Origin of the sequence: Pseudomonas sp. PDM09, from assembly GCF_014852305.1 — a bacterium.
Taxonomy (GTDB): Bacteria; Pseudomonadota; Gammaproteobacteria; order Pseudomonadales; family Pseudomonadaceae; genus Aquipseudomonas.
The window spans coordinates 1-14,009 of the sequence record NZ_JACVBI010000002.1; the positions used below are offsets into that span (position 1 = coordinate 1).

The following is a 14,009-nucleotide window of genomic DNA, read 5'->3' on the forward strand; positions in this document are numbered from 1 at the left end:
TCCCGAACTCAGCAGTGAAACGATGCATCGCCGATGGTAGTGTGGGGTTTCCCCATGTGAGAGTAGGTCATCGTCAAGATTAAATTCCGAAACCCCTATCTGCGTATGCAGGTAGGGGTTTTGTTTTGTCCGCAGGAAAGTGCCGTGGCAAATAAAGGGATAGCCCGACCACTTTTTCTGGTGATAGCTGCATCGTTTATGAAATTTTGGCTGACGCGCTAAAGTGACGCGCCGTTTTTGGTATGGTGCAGCTCGTTTTTTAACGGACTGATTTCAAGCCTACGGATCGGCACCTCCTCTACAGTCAAAGAGCTGCTGCAGAAATGCCTGAACCAATACCAATCAAGGACCACGAAAAAGAGACGCGCCTGGTCAATAAAAGACTGATGGCCTGCGCCTTGTTCGTCGTCGCTATTACCTGCGCGCTGGTGGTGCGGCTGTATGTTCTGCAGGTGGTCGAGTACGACTACCACTCGACGATCTCCGAAAACAACCGCGTACACGTATTGCCGATCGCCCCTACCCGCGGGTTGATTTATGACCGCAACGGCGTGCTTCTGGCGGACAACCGGCCCAGTTTCAACCTGACCATCACCCGCGAACGGGCCTCCGACGTCAAAGAAGAGCTGGATGAGGTGGTCAACCTCCTGCACCTGCCGGCTGAAGACCGCACGCTGTTCGACAAGGCAATGAAGCAGGCTCGACACCCCTTCGTGCCCGTCACCTTGTTCTATGAACTCAGCGAAGAACAGATCGCGGTGTTGGCAGTCAACGAATTTCGTTTGCCAGGGATCGACGTAGAGCCACAGTTCGTTCGCCACTACCCGATGGGCGCACACTTCGCACACTCGATCGGCTACGTCGGCCGCATCAACGAGAAAGAATCCAAAGCCCTGGACACGGTGGAATACCGTGGCACCCAATCCATCGGCAAGACCGGCATCGAGAGATTCTACGAGCCTGAGTTGCACGGCCATGTGGGTTATGAAGAAGTCGAAACCAATGCTCAGGGCCGCGTGCTGCGAGTGCTCAAACACACCGATCCGATCCCCGGCAAAAACATCGTTCTGAGCCTGGACGTCAAACTTCAGGAAGCTGCCGAGGAGGCGTTGGGCGATCGCCGTGGCTCGGTGGTCGCTCTCGATCCATCGACCGGCGAAGTGCTGGCCATGGTCAGCAAGCCCAGTTTTGACCCGAATTTGTTTGTGACCGGCATCAGCTTCAAGGAATACGCGGCGCTACATGATTCCATCGACCGGCCGCTGTTCAATCGTGTGCTGCGTGGGCTCTACGCGCCGGGCTCTACCATCAAACCGGAAGTGGCTATTGCCGGCCTCGACGCCGGGGTGGTCACTCCGCAGACCCGCGTTTTCGATCCGGGTTATTACCAGCTACCGGATTTCGATCATAAATACCGTAACTGGAACCACACTGGCGATGGCTGGGTGGACATGGACGCAGCGATCATGCGCTCCAACGACACCTACTTCTACGATCTGGCGCACAAGCTGGGGATCGACCGCCTGCACGATTACATGGCGATGTTCGGCCTCGGCGAGAAGGTCTCGCTGGACATGTTCGAAGAGTCTGCGGGGTTGATGCCGTCCCAAGCCTGGAAACGCGCCACTCGCCGTCAGGCATGGTTCCCGGGTGAAACCGTGATCCTTGGCATCGGCCAGGGCTATATGCAGGTCACGCCTCTGCAACTCGCCCAGGCTACAGCGCTGATTGCCAACAAGGGTGTATGGAACCGACCACACCTGGCCAAAACGGTGGATGGTGTAGCGCCGGTGGACGAGCATCCGATGCCGAACATCCTGCTCAAGGACCCGCGTGACTGGGAGCAGGTCAACCACGGCATGCAGATGGTGATGCACGATGCTCGCGGGATTGCTCGAGCGGCAGCGGCGGGGGCTCAGTACCGCATCGCCGGCAAAAGTGGTACCGCGCAAGTGGTGGCAATCAAGCAGGGTGAGCGCTACAACCGGGCGAAAACCCTGGAGCGCAACCGTGACAATGCCTTGTTCGTCGGTTTCGCCCCGGCCGAACATCCGAAGATTGTCATTTCGGTGATGATCGAGAATGGCGAGGCTGGTGGTCGCGTCGCCGGTCCCGTGGTGCGGCAGATCATGGACGCCTGGCTGCTCGATCAGGACGGCCACCTGAAGCCGCAATACGCCGTGCCGGGCAAAGCTCCGGGAGATCCTCACGTCTAAGGATCACTAACGAGACGATGAGCAACCTGTTACGGTCTTGAGACAGCCGTTATTGAGGATTAGAATTTTCCGGCTAATGGGTGAATGAGGGAGCATTTGCCCGGCCATACACCTGGCGTGATGGAGGTAGCGATGTTCCTTTCAACCCTGGAAATTCAAAACATCATTGAACATAGTTTTTTGCCGGCGGTGTGCACTTGCAGCATGGAGGCGGACCAGTCCCTGACAATTCGGGTCTGCGATTGCATGACCGGGAAAGTGGATTTGGTGGCCACCCATGTTCCGGTATGGACACTGGATAGCCCCCACGCGATCGCGTCACTGGTGGCTGATATGCGGCAAGAAATCGAGGCTCATAAAGGCATTCACGCGCCGTTTTACCGTTGAGCCTGCGTCACGCCGCACCACGTTGGTGGTGCGGCGTGTCTCCCGAAGCCGAGAAGGAAGACTCGGCCACCGCCGAACACGCTATAGCCTGAGCAGATCGGTAACATCAAGTTGTCGGGTGGATTTTTGGAGAACACACAATTTGTGTACCGCCAAACCCCTTGCGGGAGCGAGGCTTGCCCGCGAACCGCAGCATCAAGCCCCAGGCACCGGGCAACTCAAATCCCCTTCCTGACACTTCAAGTAAGTCTTGAACGCCCCGACCCGCGCCTTCGTCAGTTTGGTGATGCAATTGCTATAGATCAACGGATACACACTGCCACCCGCCACTCCGGACGCCGAGAACTTGCACTCGGCATCGCGAAACGCAATCCATGAGCGTTGAGCACCAATCAACAGCTTTTTGGCGTCAGGGCTGTCGTTCAACCGTAGGGTGATTTGCTGGTAAAGCGCATTCAGCTCCTTGTCGGCCGCTTTGTACTGCTGCGCCGCGCACTGATTCATCGTCGTCTGGTCAGTGGCATTGTCGCAGTCGATGGCATGCGCAAGAGGAATGAACAGCAGCGGCGTCAACGCAAGGAGAAAACGTGGGGGCATGGGAGGTTCGCTGTAATGATGGAAAGTTGGAATGCAGTGTAGCGGGGCGCCGCCAGCCAACAAATCAGAGTCTGGCGCGGTGTATCCGGAAAACTATGTCTGCCATTCCTGACACTTCTCATTCGATTCATATTCAAGCCAGGACACGTCATGGGACGTCCAGATGTGAGCCTGAGGTGTCATTTTCGGATCATCGTCGAGCGTCGCCACGCGAACGATTACATGGGGTTGGGCCAAGCGCTCCGCCATCAGATGCGATCCGCAGATCGAACAGAAATGCCGAAGCTTGCCCGGCGACGACTCATAGGTGCTTAGCCGGTCCTGTCCTTTTATCCAGCGAAAATGCTCACGCATGACCCCGGCCGTCGAGGCGAATGCTGCTGCGTGTGCCTTGCGACAGGTGTGGCAGTGGCAATGACTGATGGGCATGTCGAGGCTATCAAGTTCGTATTTGATGGCTTTGCACAAGCAGCTGCCATGCAAGTTATTCATGGGGTTTCCCCTGGTTGCGTGGCTGAGATGTCGGCAGCGGCGGCGGCCCGAAGCAGGGCGTCAGCCGTGGCCTCGATGTCTTCGCGCTGATGCAATTTCGCCAGCCACCCGTCAGGGATGGCCTGCACACCGTAGTGAGCCCCGGCCAATTGGCCGACGATGGCGGCAGTGGTATCGGCGTCATCGCCCAGGTTCGCCGCTTCGAGGATGGCGGCTTCAAAACTGTCAGTGTGGTGAAAGCACCACAAGGCTGCTTCCAGTGATGCAACGCAGTAACCGCTACCGCGAATATCGTCTTTGGATTTTCCGAGGTAGTCACCTCGGGCGATGCTCGCGACCTTTGGTTCCACGAACGTCGTCTCTGGCAGGCTCTGCAAATCCTGCTTGGGCGCTCCTTCCAATGCCTTGCGGATCAGAGCGGCAAGCAACTGACAGCATTCAAGTGCCTCCGGCGCCGCATGGGTAGTGCGCGAGCTGTCTGCGGAAAACCTCCTGATCCGGTCGGGGTCGGGAAAGTAGTACAGCACTATTGGCGCTAACCGCATCAGCGAACCGTTGCCGGCTGTGTAGGGATCGGTGGAACCTGCGAATGGCTGACCGTTTTCCAGATAACGAGTCAGCGCTTCACGGACGGTCATGCCGATGTCGAAGCATTCGCCGGTCGAACTCAGGTAACCCCATTGCCACCAGTTGAGATAACGGCCCATTTGGTCGGCCGCATCAAAACCTTTTTTGTTCAGCAGGCTTTCTGCCAGGCAAAGTGCCATGGAAGTGTCATCGGTCCATTGCCCTGGCTTCAGATTGAACGGGCCGCCCCCAACCATATCGGTCAGAGGGATAAACGAGCCGCGTGGCTGGAACTCGGCACGGGTGCCAACGGCATCCCCACACGCAAGCCCCAGCAGGGTTGCGCGATAACGTTCCGTGAGTGAAGGCTGCATGAATCTTCCTTGTAAGGGGCAACGTCACTGCAAACGTTAGCAGTTTCAGCCCGCTGACTCCCCCTCCAAACCAGAACTTATGGCCAGAACTGAGGCCGAATATTTCAGGTACGGGTGATTGCGGCACCTGTTTGATACAACTTTTAGGTTGGTCTTATGGTCTTTACGGGCCTACTGTTCAGTACAGGAGGTGACTTATGAACCCAGCATCAGATCGCATCGAAAGGAAAATCCTGCTCAAGGTGCCGCGCTCGCAGGTCTGGCGTGTGCTGGCCAATGCCGAAGCCTTCGGGCAATGGTTCGGCGTGGCACTCGAAGGCAAGCGTTTTGTCGCCGGCGAGTGGACCCAGGGGCAAGTCACGTATCCCGGCTACGAACACGTACTGTGGAATGTCCTGGTGGAGCGGGTCGAGCCGGAGCGGGTGTTTTCGTTTCGCTGGCACCCATTTGCCGTAAAGGCGGATTTCGACTATTCCCAAGAGCCCACCACGCTGGTGAAGTTTGAACTTGAAGATCACGACAAGGGCACGTTGCTCAAGGTGTCGGAGTCCGGTTTCGATCACATTCCCCAATCCCGCCGTGAAAAGGCGTTCCGTATGGACAGTCGTGGTTGGGAGGAGCAGATGAACAATATCGAAGAGTTTCTGAAAACCAACGCCAACGCCAACGAACGTCAGGGAGGCTGATGCCTGCAGGCCACGAAACTCGTGGCTTCAGCCCATGATGGCTGATACATCTAAGGGGTTTCGGAGGGGCGGCTATAGCGAATGTCTTACACGCGGTAGTAGCTATGTCGTCTATTGCGGATTGGATCCGAAGGGTAATCTGGCTCCATCAACTGAAGCACAGGAAGTGCTCCAGGGTCACGGATGATCGACCATTGCAAGGATCGCTGCCGACAGGGAGTCGATATGGTCTTGGGAAAACCCGCTTCGGCGGGTTTTTTTTCGTCTTTAGAAAACTGAAACCCGATTTCCCTGTAGTGCAGGTTTCAGGCGTTGAATGGTCAATGGCTTACACGCAGCCAGTGGTATGTCGTCTTTTTAAGCCTCACCGATACGTCTAATCTGGATCCATCAACTGAAGCACAGGACGTGCTCAGGATCACGGATGATCGACCATACGCCAGGATGGCTGCCGACAGGATGTCGCAATGGTCTTGAGAAACCCGCTTCGGCGGGTTTTTTTATGGGCGTCAGAAAAGTCTGTCAGATGTCCACGACTTCACGCAGTGTCTCCAGGGCGCGCTCCAACACGTCGAGGCTGATCGATCCCATGGCCACCCGCAGTGCAGGAGGCACATGAGTGGTCGTGGCAAAGGGTTCGGCGCTGGTCACCTGCACGCCTTTACGTTCCAACTCGGCAACAACCGTTTCGGCCCGTAATCCTTCGGGCAATCTGAGCCAAAGGTAGTAGGAACCGGGATGCGCCACCAGCTCGCAATTTTTCAGGATTTGCTGAGCCAGATCTTGTCGCTGCCGGGCGTCCAGGCGCTTTTGCTCTTCGAGGTTGTCGACTTCGCCGCTATCGATCCAGTGGCAGGCCAGTGCGACGGTCAGCGACGGGGTGCTCCATGTAGACACGCGGATGGCTTGTTCCAGCACCGGCATCATCGCTTTCGGTGCAACGATGAAACCAATGCGCAGGCCCGAGGCAACGCTTTTCGACAGGCCGCTGATATACAGTGTGCGCTGCGGGGCCAAGGTAAACAGCGGTTTGGGCGCCGGTTCTGCGAGGAAGGCGTAGGCACCGTCTTCGATGATCAGAAAGTCGTAGCGTTCGGCCAATTGCACCAGGCGTTCACGGTCGGCGATGGACATCACCGTCCCCAACGGATTGTGCATCGTCGGCATGCTGTAGAGCACCCGCACGGGGCGCCGTTTGCACAGCGCTTCCAGGGCGTCGAGATCGGTGTGCCCGGCGATTTGCGGCAGAGCTTCGAGGTCCAGCCGATGGGCCTGAGCCAAGGTTTTAAGGCCTGGGTAGGTGAGGGCGTCGAGGGCCAGAATATCTCCCGGTTTGAGCAGTGCCATCAGCGTCACGGCAAGACCTTGCTGGGCGCCGTTGACGATCAGCACCTGATCGCCCCCCACTCGAATGTCCCGATTGCGTAAATGCCGGGCCGCCGTCTGCCGTTCATGTGCCCGCCCGCCCTGAGGCGCGGAATGCAATAGCGCATCGATATCGCCGGAGGCGGCAATCGCTCGCAAACCCTCGCGCAATAACTCGTCCTGACCGGGTACCGACGGGTAATTGAAGGTCAGGTCCACCATGCCGACGCCCAGTGGTTGCTGTTCCAGCCCCAATCCGCGTGGCAAGGATGTGTCGCGCACAAAGGTGCCACGGCCGGTTTCGCCGACCACCAGGCCGATCGCCTCCAACTCGTGATAGACCCGCAATGCAGTGGCCAGGGCAATCCGCTCGCTCTGCATCAACGCACGAATGGTCGGCAACTGTGTGGCGGGTGGCAGTTCACCGCTGCGAATCTTCCCGGCGAACTGATCCACCAGGCGTTTGTAGCGAATACGGGTCATGGGGGAGTGCTCTTTGTATCTGGATCAATTTTTTGTTTGTATCAGATTGGCGTTCTAATCTACAGGCTTTCCAGGACGGAGACTTCGCTGTGATTGACCCTGCGACCTTATTGATTTTCGTCGGCGCGGTGATGTTGTTGCTGCTGTCACCCGGACCGAACATGGCCTTCGTGATCAGCCATGGCGCCAGTTATGGCTGGCGCGGTGGTGTGGCGTCAGGATTGGGCATTGGCCTGGCCGATCTGATCCTGACGGCGCTGACTGCGATGGGTGTTACGGCACTGGTTGCCAGCTGGCCGCCGGCCTTCGACCTGATCCGTTATGCCGGGGGCCTGTACCTGCTGTGGCTGGCGTTCAAAGCGTTGCAAAAAACATCGGCCAGCGGCACGTCGGATGTGGCGCAGGTGCCGCTCAAGACCCTGCTGATCCGGGCGATGCTCAACAGCCTGCTGAACCCCAAGGCCTTACTGTTTTTCATGGTGTTTCTGCCGCAATTCGTTAACGCGCAGCGGGGGTCGATTGCCGTACAACTGGTGCTGCTGGGCATGGTGTTGACCTTGGTCAGTGGCGTGTTTCACACCCTGCTCGGGGTTTTCGGCAGTACGGTCAGCCGGCTTGTTTCCAGTACTTCGACATTCGCCAGATGGCAGTCATTGGGGCTGGCTGCAGTACTGCTGTTGCTCGCCGTCCGGTTAGTCCTGATGACTCGTCCGGCCTGACTCATTCGCTGAAAAGGAATCTCTGCATGTACATCGCATCGTTTATCTACAAACCCGGGCAACGGGACGAGGAGTTCAACCGTTTGAGCGCGTTGATCGACGAAGTCGCGATCAGCATCGAAGGGTTTGTCGGCACCCAATCCTGGTGCTCGGCCGATGGCGAGTTGGTCAACGCCAGTTATTACTGGCAGGACGAAACCTCTATACGAGAATTCGCCAGCCATCCCAGGCACCTGGAGGCCAAGCGTCAGTACCGCAAGTGGTACGCGGGTTATCAAGTGGTGATTGCTAAAGTGGAGCGGGCTTATGGTGATGACTCGTTCGAGCTGTTTGTGCCGAATGGTCGACCTGAGTGACTGGCTGCGGGGGCAATAGCTCCCGCAGCCGTTTCTTTCACTGGCGGGCGAGTTTCGCCGCTGCACGTTCGGTGATTTCCGAGCGCAGTTTCAACGACGCGGCAGCGCGTTTGCGGGCTTCCTCCAGCACGCTGACCGGTGCTGTCTCGGGACTGCCCGAAGCAAACGGCGGCGCCGGAGCATATTCCAGCTGCAACTGCACCAGTTGTGCGGTGTCCTTATCGAACAATTCAGCCGCCAGGGTCAGGGCAAAATCGATCCCCGCGGTGATCCCGCCACCGGTCAGCAGATTGCCGTCGCGCACCACCCGATCGTTCACCGGGATCGCTCCCAAAACCCCAAGCAATTCGTGATACGCCCAGTGCGTGGTAGCGCGCTTGCCCTTGAGCAACCCCGCCGCGCCAAGCACCAGCGCGCCGGTGCAGACCGAAGTGACATACCGCGCCTCGGCGGCCTTTGCCTTGATGAAGGCCAGGGTTTCTTCATCCTCCATCAACGGCCCGACACCGCCGCCACCAGGAATGCAGATCACATCCAGCGGCGGGCAATCGTCGAAGGTGGTGGTCGGTTTCAACACCAGCCCGGTACTCGCGGTAACCGGGACCAGATCCTTCCAGATCAGATGCACTTTCACGTCCGGCAGCGAGGCCAGCACATCATAAGGGCCGGTCAGGTCCAGTTGTTGAACCTGTGGAAACAACAGAAAGCCGATCTGCAACGTCATGGCGTTTTTTCTCCTGGTTGGGTGGACGGCTTCACTCTAGGCTCGTAGGATCTGGCGCATACGCCAATCACCCCACGAATTACGCCAAACATGCCGAGCAACCCGAAAACCATTCATGTGCTGGCCTTTGCCAACGTACAACTGCTCGACGTCACCGGGCCATTGCAGGTGTTCGCCTCGGCCAACGACATTGCCCGCCAGCAAGGTTTGCCGCCACCCTATGCGCCGTCGGTGATTGCCAGCGGTGGTGGGGCGGTGATGTCATCGGCGGGATTGGCTCTATTGACTGAGCCGTTACCGGATCGGGGCAGCGACACGTTGATCATTGCCGGTGGCTGGGGCGTTTACGCGGCGGCGCAAGACGAGTCGCTGGTGGCCTGGGTGCGTGAGCATGGGACGGGGTGTCGGCGAGTGTCGTCGGTGTGCACCGGGGCGTTTTTGCTGGCGGCCAGCGGTTGGCTCGATGGCAGGCGAGTGGTCACGCACTGGACCCGTTGCGAGCAATTGGCGCAGCAGCATCCCAAGCTACAGGTCGAACCCAACCCGATCTTCATCAACGACGGCCCGGTCTGGACCTCGGCCGGGGTCACCGCGGGCATCGACCTGGCCCTGGCGATGGTCGAACAAGACCTCGGCCGAACCATGGCTCTGGACGTCGCCCGCCAACTGGTGGTGTTTCTCAAGCGTCCGGGGGGCCAGTCGCAGTTCAGCGTGACCCTGTCCCTGCAAAAGGAAGGCAACCGCTTCGACGAACTTCATGCCTGGATCAGCGAAAACCTCACCAAGGACCTCGGCATCCCGACCTTGGCCTTGCAGGCTGGCATGAGCGAGCGCAGCTTCGTCCGTCACTACCGCGCCGACACCGGCCAGACCCCGGCGCGGGCCATCGAGCTGATTCGGGTCGAGACCGCGCGACGTCTACTCAGCGACACCGGCGTACCGATCAAACGGGTCGCGGTGCAATGCGGGTTTGGCAGTGAAGAGACCCTGCGCCGCAGTTTTCTGCGAGCCATGGGCGTAACGCCGCAAGCCTATCGCGAGCGGTTTTCCGTCAGCTCACCAGCAGATCCAGTATTGCCTTAAGCGTTGCTTCGGGCGCTTCCTCCGGAATGTTATGCCCGACACCCGCCAGTACCCGACGTTCGTAAGGGCCGGTAAAACGCTCGGCGTCTTCATCGATTTCAGGCGCGGGGCCGACACCGTCATCGGCGCCGCACAGGGAAATCGTCGGCACGCTGATCACCGGTTGTCGGGTGAGCGCTTCCTCCATCCATTCCAGTGTTGGGTCGCCGGGCGCATACATGAACCGGTGTCGGTACGAGTGAATCACCACCTCGACGAAATCCGGATTATCGAAGACTGGCGCGCTCAAGGGATAACGTTCGGCATTGTTGGCCCAGGTCGGCGACCACAACGTCCAGAGCAGTTCGCACAGAGCCCGGCGGTTTTGGGTCAAACCTTCAACACCGCGCGGGGTGTGGAAGTAGTATTGATACCAGAGACGATGTTCAGTCTCCGGATCCAGAGGCTGGGTAGAGTGGGGAATGTTCTGAAGATTGTAACCGTCCCCGGTCACCAGACAGCGCACCCGCTCCGGCCATAGCGCCGCAACAATGCACGCCGCCCGACCGCCCCAGTCGTAGCCACACAGAGCAGCTTGTTTGACGGCGAGGGCGTCCATCAGGTCCAGCAAATCCTGGGCGAGGACGGCTTGCTGGCCGGAACGCAGGGTGTCGGGGGAGTTGAAGCGGGTCGGGCCGTAGCCGCGCAGGTAGGGGACGATAACGCGGTAGCCCTTTGCGGCGAGGGCCGGGGCGACTTCGTCGTAGGCGCGGGGGGAGTAGGGGAAGCCGTGGAGCAGAATGACCGGGTCGCCGTTGGTGGGGCCGTGTGCTTCGTAGGCGAGATTGAGGCTGGGTGTCAGTGCGTATCGGATCTGCGCGTCAGGGTTCATTCGACATTCCAGAGGGCTGTTTTGAGAGGCTGGTTCAAATCGACTCAGGGCCTTTGCCTCAGGCTTCCACGTCCGCCACCTGATTGAAATACTTCGACCGATCCGGCGTAAACGTCACGACCATTTTGGTTCTGGAACAGGTCAACGCCCGTTCTGCGTTCAGATCAATATCCAGATCTTCCCCGCGCAACCCCTGCCATTGGGCGAGGTATTTGAGGGATCCGTATTTTTCGAGTTTTTTCAGACTGCGGCTGACGCCACCTTTCCAGCCTAGCACCGGAAGTTCACCGGTGAGGCATTGTCGGGCGAGGTCGGGGAAGCGGGCGGCGCGTTGGCGGCCGATTTCCCAGCATTTGATCAGGCCTTTGTCGTGGCCCTCCCACAGTTCATCCCGGTTCAGGCCTGATCGGAGTGGGGTGTCGATGCTGCGATGGATACGCTGGGTCATTCTGGTTCCTTGAATTCGGGTTTTGTTGGACAGCTCCGCTGTGCCCGTTGACGTGGATGGTAGGGATGGATGTAAGCGCTGGCAACAAGGTATTTCTGGATGTAGGAATGAGTTACCGCGTGTTGATTGGGCTGGTTTTGTTTAGTGATTGTAGGTTCGGCCTACCTGGTTCTGTGGCGAGGGGGCTTGCCCCGTTCGGCTGCGCTGCGGCCGCAAAGCCAGCAAATGCGGTGCTTCTGGAGGAATGGGGTTGTGCATTCAAGGGGCCGCTACGTGTCCCAACGGGGGCAAACCCCCTCGCCACGGAGGGACAGTCGTGGCTGACGGTGCGTGTTTAAGTTCATCGGGCGCAGCCTCGGTCCTACAAAAAGCGTCGTAAAAGGGGATATTTCCGACGAGTTTTGGCGGTTGTAGGTTAGGAAAGGGAGCCGATAGGCTTTGGAGGTCGCTGCAAATTCAGCGACCGGGTTTGGTCACCCGTGCACAGGCGTACATGTCGGTATGCTTCGCGGTGGGCTGTGCGCGGGGCACTTTCGAGTGCGCCGGGTGCCTGACTTCCCGGTTGACCAACCTGCGTACCGCCCACCACCCTGGATAACGTCGACGTACCGAAGCCTGCGCCACACAACTGGTCCCCTGTGGGAGCGGGCTTGCTCGCGAAAGCGGTGTGTCAGGCGACATCAATGTTGAATGTGAAATCGCCTTCGCGAGCAAGCCCGCTCCCACAGTTGAACGGTGTACATCTGTAGTAGCGAAGAAGACGACTCGGTCTTCAAGGCTGCCAAAAGTTTTTCTCGCCGCTCAACTTCCTGTTCAGGAAACTCGCCGCGCTGATCAGCGCCAGATGCGTCAGTGCTTGTGGTGTGTTGCCCAGGTGCCGGGCATGGCTGTCGAACTCTTCGGCATACAACCCCAGCGGGTTGGCGTACTTCAGCAATTGTTCGAACTCCAGGTGCGCCTTCTCCACCTGGCCGGCACGGGCCAGGCATTCGACGTACCAGAACGAGCACGCGGCGAAGGCGCCTTCAGTGCCGGGCAGGCCGTCGATCTGGTTGTCGTCGTTGCGGTAGCGATAGACCATGCCTGCGCGCACCAGGGTTTTCTCGATGGCTTCGAGGGTCGCTATCCAGCGCGGATCCTTGGCGCTGACGAAGCGCACCAGCGGCATCAATAGCATCGAGCCGTCGAGGCCGGTGCCGCCGATGTGCTGGACGAAATGCCCGCGTTCTTCGTTCCAGAAATTGCTCCAGATGTCGGTGTAGATCGCTTGACGGGTCTGGTCCCAGCGGGCGAACGGGGCGGGCAGCGAACGTTTGGAAGCCAGCCGGATGGCCCGGTCCACGGCCACCCAGCACATCAGTCGCGAGTGCAGGAAATGATATTGCTCGCCGCGCATTTCCCAGATGCCAACGTCTTTTTGCTGCCAGGTTTCGCAGACCTGATCAACCACCTCCACAGTGTGTTTCCAGCCCTCATGAGAAATCGCTTCACCGTGCTTGTTGACCAGGTACACCGCGTCCAGCAGCTCGCCGAAGATGTCGAGCTGGATTTGATCGTAGGCCTGATTACCGATGCGTACCGGTGTCGCGCCGCCATGGCCGGCCAAGTGTGGAAGTTCGACCTCCGGCAGTTCCTGGCGGCCATCGATGGCGTAGAGGATGTTGAGTTTCATGGTTTTGCCGTGACAATCCCTGACCCGACCGCGCAACCATCGGGTGTAGGCATTGGCTTCCTCGACGAAGCCCAGGCGCATGAAGGCATAGACGGTGAACGAGGCGTCGCGGATCCAGGTGTAGCGGTAGTCCCAGTTGCGTTCGCCACCGGGTGTTTCCGGCAGGCCGAAGGTGGCGGCGGCGAGGATGGCGCCGTGTTTGCGTGAGGTCAGCAGCTTCAGGGCCAGGGCCGAGCGATTGACCATTTCCCGCCAGCGACCGCGATAGTTGGACTGGCCGATCCAGTCGCGCCAGAATTTCAGGGTGCGCTCCAGGCACAGCGCGGCGGCACCTTCCTTGAAGCGCGCATCGTCTACGCCGCCGAGCAGGAACTCGGCGCTCTGGTCCTGTTCGAGGATGAATTCGGCGACGGCTGCATGGCCCTCGATGCGTAAGGATTGATTCGAACACAGCTGCATGGCTGGCTGGCCGGTGGCCTCGAAATACACACTCCGATCACGTGCGCGGGCCTTGGTGTGAGCCCGGGCATAGTCATGCCGCACGGCGCAGCGCATGTGGATCGTCGCTTGTCCGCTGACCACTCGCACCCGGCGCATCAGCATCGGCAAATCATCTTCGCTGTCGCCGATGGGCAGCAGGTCGGTGACTTCGACCACCGCGTGAGCGCTGAGCCAGCGGGTTTGCAGGACGTTGGTATCGGGCAGGTAAATCTGCTCGCGGCGAGCGTCGGGCAGGTCCGGGGCCAGTTGAAAGATGCCGGCTTCGGGGCTGTCCAGCAGCGCGCAGAAAATCGATGGGCTGTCGAATTCCGGCCAGCAGAAAAAGTCCACGCTGCCCTTGTCGTTGACCAGCGCTGCGCTGCGCATGTCGCCAATGATGCCGTGGGCGTCGATGGCGCTTTGTCGTTCGGAATAATCAACCATTACCGCAGTGCTCCGGGGACTGAGGGTCTAACTAGCTGACCGGTT

14 protein-coding genes are annotated in these 14,009 nt (G+C 59.1%); 6 read left to right on the forward strand and 8 right to left on the reverse strand.

All coding sequences use genetic code 11. The features are described from left to right. Positions 1–323: 323 nt before the first annotated feature. Positions 324–2,216: a penicillin-binding protein 2 gene (mrdA, locus tag IB250_RS04735; protein WP_192343217.1), complete on the forward strand. Its 1,893-nt coding sequence runs from the start codon at positions 324–326 to the stop codon at positions 2,214–2,216. 132 nt (positions 2,217–2,348) lie between these two features. Then, positions 2,349–2,603, forward strand: a complete 255-nt coding sequence (locus IB250_RS04740; protein WP_123497993.1) for a DUF1652 domain-containing protein — start codon at positions 2,349–2,351, stop codon at positions 2,601–2,603. A 195-nt stretch (positions 2,604–2,798) separates the two neighbouring features. On the opposite strand, the gene IB250_RS04745 is transcribed toward IB250_RS04740, so the two are convergent. The 3 genes from IB250_RS04745 to IB250_RS04755 form a co-directional block, all read right to left on the reverse strand. Beyond that, positions 2,799–3,200, reverse strand: coding sequence for a lysozyme inhibitor LprI family protein (locus IB250_RS04745; RefSeq protein ID WP_192343218.1), 402 nt, complete (start codon positions 3,198–3,200; stop codon positions 2,799–2,801). A 93-nt stretch (positions 3,201–3,293) separates the two neighbouring features. Continuing rightward, positions 3,294–3,692 carry a GFA family protein gene (locus tag IB250_RS04750; protein ID WP_192343219.1) on the reverse strand — a complete coding sequence of 133 codons (399 nt, stop codon included), beginning with the start codon at positions 3,690–3,692 and terminating at the stop codon, positions 3,294–3,296. Next, a complete protein-coding gene (locus tag IB250_RS04755; RefSeq protein WP_192343220.1) occupies positions 3,689–4,633 on the reverse strand; it encodes an ADP-ribosylglycohydrolase family protein in 945 nt (314 codons plus the stop codon). The genes IB250_RS04750 and IB250_RS04755 overlap by 4 nt, the downstream gene beginning before the upstream one ends. 197 nt (positions 4,634–4,830) lie before the next feature. On the opposite strand from IB250_RS04755, the gene IB250_RS04760 reads away from it, so the two are divergent. Beyond that, positions 4,831–5,319, forward strand: a complete 489-nt coding sequence (locus tag IB250_RS04760) for an SRPBCC family protein (RefSeq protein ID WP_192343221.1) — start codon at positions 4,831–4,833, stop codon at positions 5,317–5,319. 522 nt (positions 5,320–5,841) lie between these two features. Here IB250_RS04760 and IB250_RS04765 read toward each other — a convergent pair. Further along, the gene (locus tag IB250_RS04765) at positions 5,842–7,167 is read right to left on the reverse strand and encodes a PLP-dependent aminotransferase family protein (RefSeq protein WP_192343222.1); all 1,326 of its coding nucleotides are present in this window, start codon (positions 7,165–7,167) and stop codon (positions 5,842–5,844) included. An 89-nt stretch (positions 7,168–7,256) separates the two neighbouring features. Here IB250_RS04765 and IB250_RS04770 point away from each other — a divergent pair, with 89 nt between their 5' ends. Together IB250_RS04770 and IB250_RS04775 are read left to right on the forward strand one after the other, a co-directional pair. Next, entirely contained in the window at positions 7,257–7,886 is a 630-nt protein-coding gene (locus IB250_RS04770) for a LysE family translocator (protein ID WP_123497983.1), read from the forward strand. 26 nt (positions 7,887–7,912) lie between these two features. Continuing rightward, positions 7,913–8,242 carry an antibiotic biosynthesis monooxygenase family protein gene (locus tag IB250_RS04775; RefSeq protein ID WP_008013488.1) on the forward strand — a complete coding sequence of 110 codons (330 nt, stop codon included), beginning with the start codon at positions 7,913–7,915 and terminating at the stop codon, positions 8,240–8,242. A gap of 37 nt (positions 8,243–8,279) precedes the next feature. Here IB250_RS04775 and inhA read toward each other — a convergent pair whose 3' ends face one another. Continuing rightward, positions 8,280–8,966 (reverse strand): isonitrile hydratase, encoded by a 687-nt coding sequence (gene inhA / locus IB250_RS04780; protein ID WP_192343223.1) that lies wholly within the window; start codon positions 8,964–8,966, stop codon positions 8,280–8,282. Positions 8,967–9,056: 90 nt separating this feature from the next. Here inhA and IB250_RS04785 point away from each other — a divergent pair, with 90 nt between their 5' ends. Further along, positions 9,057–10,049: a GlxA family transcriptional regulator gene (locus tag IB250_RS04785; protein WP_192343224.1), complete on the forward strand. Its 993-nt coding sequence runs from the start codon at positions 9,057–9,059 to the stop codon at positions 10,047–10,049. Here IB250_RS04785 and IB250_RS04790 read toward each other — a convergent pair. The 3 genes from IB250_RS04790 to IB250_RS04800 form a co-directional block, all read right to left on the reverse strand. After that, the gene (locus tag IB250_RS04790; RefSeq protein WP_192343225.1) at positions 10,018–10,920 is read right to left on the reverse strand and encodes an alpha/beta fold hydrolase; all 903 of its coding nucleotides are present in this window, start codon (positions 10,918–10,920) and stop codon (positions 10,018–10,020) included. The genes IB250_RS04785 and IB250_RS04790 overlap by 32 nt on opposite strands. A gap of 58 nt (positions 10,921–10,978) precedes the next feature. Then, positions 10,979–11,368, reverse strand: coding sequence for a hypothetical protein (locus IB250_RS04795; RefSeq protein WP_192343226.1), 390 nt, complete (start codon positions 11,366–11,368; stop codon positions 10,979–10,981). A gap of 772 nt (positions 11,369–12,140) precedes the next feature. Beyond that, positions 12,141–13,964, reverse strand: coding sequence for a glycoside hydrolase family 15 protein (locus IB250_RS04800; protein WP_192343227.1), 1,824 nt, complete (start codon positions 13,962–13,964; stop codon positions 12,141–12,143). Positions 13,965–14,009: the final 45 nt, after the last annotated feature.

Bases quoted from the DNA above. Each gene is read 5' to 3' on its own strand.
- mrdA (WP_192343217.1), top strand. From the start codon at position 324: ATGCCTGAACCAATACCAATCAAGGACCACGAAAAAGAGACGCGCCTG.
- IB250_RS04740 (WP_123497993.1), top strand. From the start codon at position 2,349: ATGTTCCTTTCAACCCTGGAAATTCAAAACATCATTGAACATAGTTTT.
- IB250_RS04745 (WP_192343218.1), bottom strand. From the start codon at position 3,200: ATGCCCCCACGTTTTCTCCTTGCGTTGACGCCGCTGCTGTTCATTCCT.
- IB250_RS04750 (WP_192343219.1), bottom strand. From the start codon at position 3,692: ATGAATAACTTGCATGGCAGCTGCTTGTGCAAAGCCATCAAATACGAA.
- IB250_RS04755 (WP_192343220.1), bottom strand. From the start codon at position 4,633: ATGCAGCCTTCACTCACGGAACGTTATCGCGCAACCCTGCTGGGGCTT.
- IB250_RS04760 (WP_192343221.1), top strand. From the start codon at position 4,831: ATGAACCCAGCATCAGATCGCATCGAAAGGAAAATCCTGCTCAAGGTG.
- IB250_RS04765 (WP_192343222.1), bottom strand. From the start codon at position 7,167: ATGACCCGTATTCGCTACAAACGCCTGGTGGATCAGTTCGCCGGGAAG.
- IB250_RS04775 (WP_008013488.1), top strand. From the start codon at position 7,913: ATGTACATCGCATCGTTTATCTACAAACCCGGGCAACGGGACGAGGAG.
- inhA (WP_192343223.1), bottom strand. From the start codon at position 8,966: ATGACGTTGCAGATCGGCTTTCTGTTGTTTCCACAGGTTCAACAACTG.
- IB250_RS04785 (WP_192343224.1), top strand. From the start codon at position 9,057: ATGCCGAGCAACCCGAAAACCATTCATGTGCTGGCCTTTGCCAACGTA.
- IB250_RS04790 (WP_192343225.1), bottom strand. From the start codon at position 10,920: ATGAACCCTGACGCGCAGATCCGATACGCACTGACACCCAGCCTCAAT.
- IB250_RS04795 (WP_192343226.1), bottom strand. From the start codon at position 11,368: ATGACCCAGCGTATCCATCGCAGCATCGACACCCCACTCCGATCAGGC.
- IB250_RS04800 (WP_192343227.1), bottom strand. From the start codon at position 13,964: ATGGTTGATTATTCCGAACGACAAAGCGCCATCGACGCCCACGGCATC.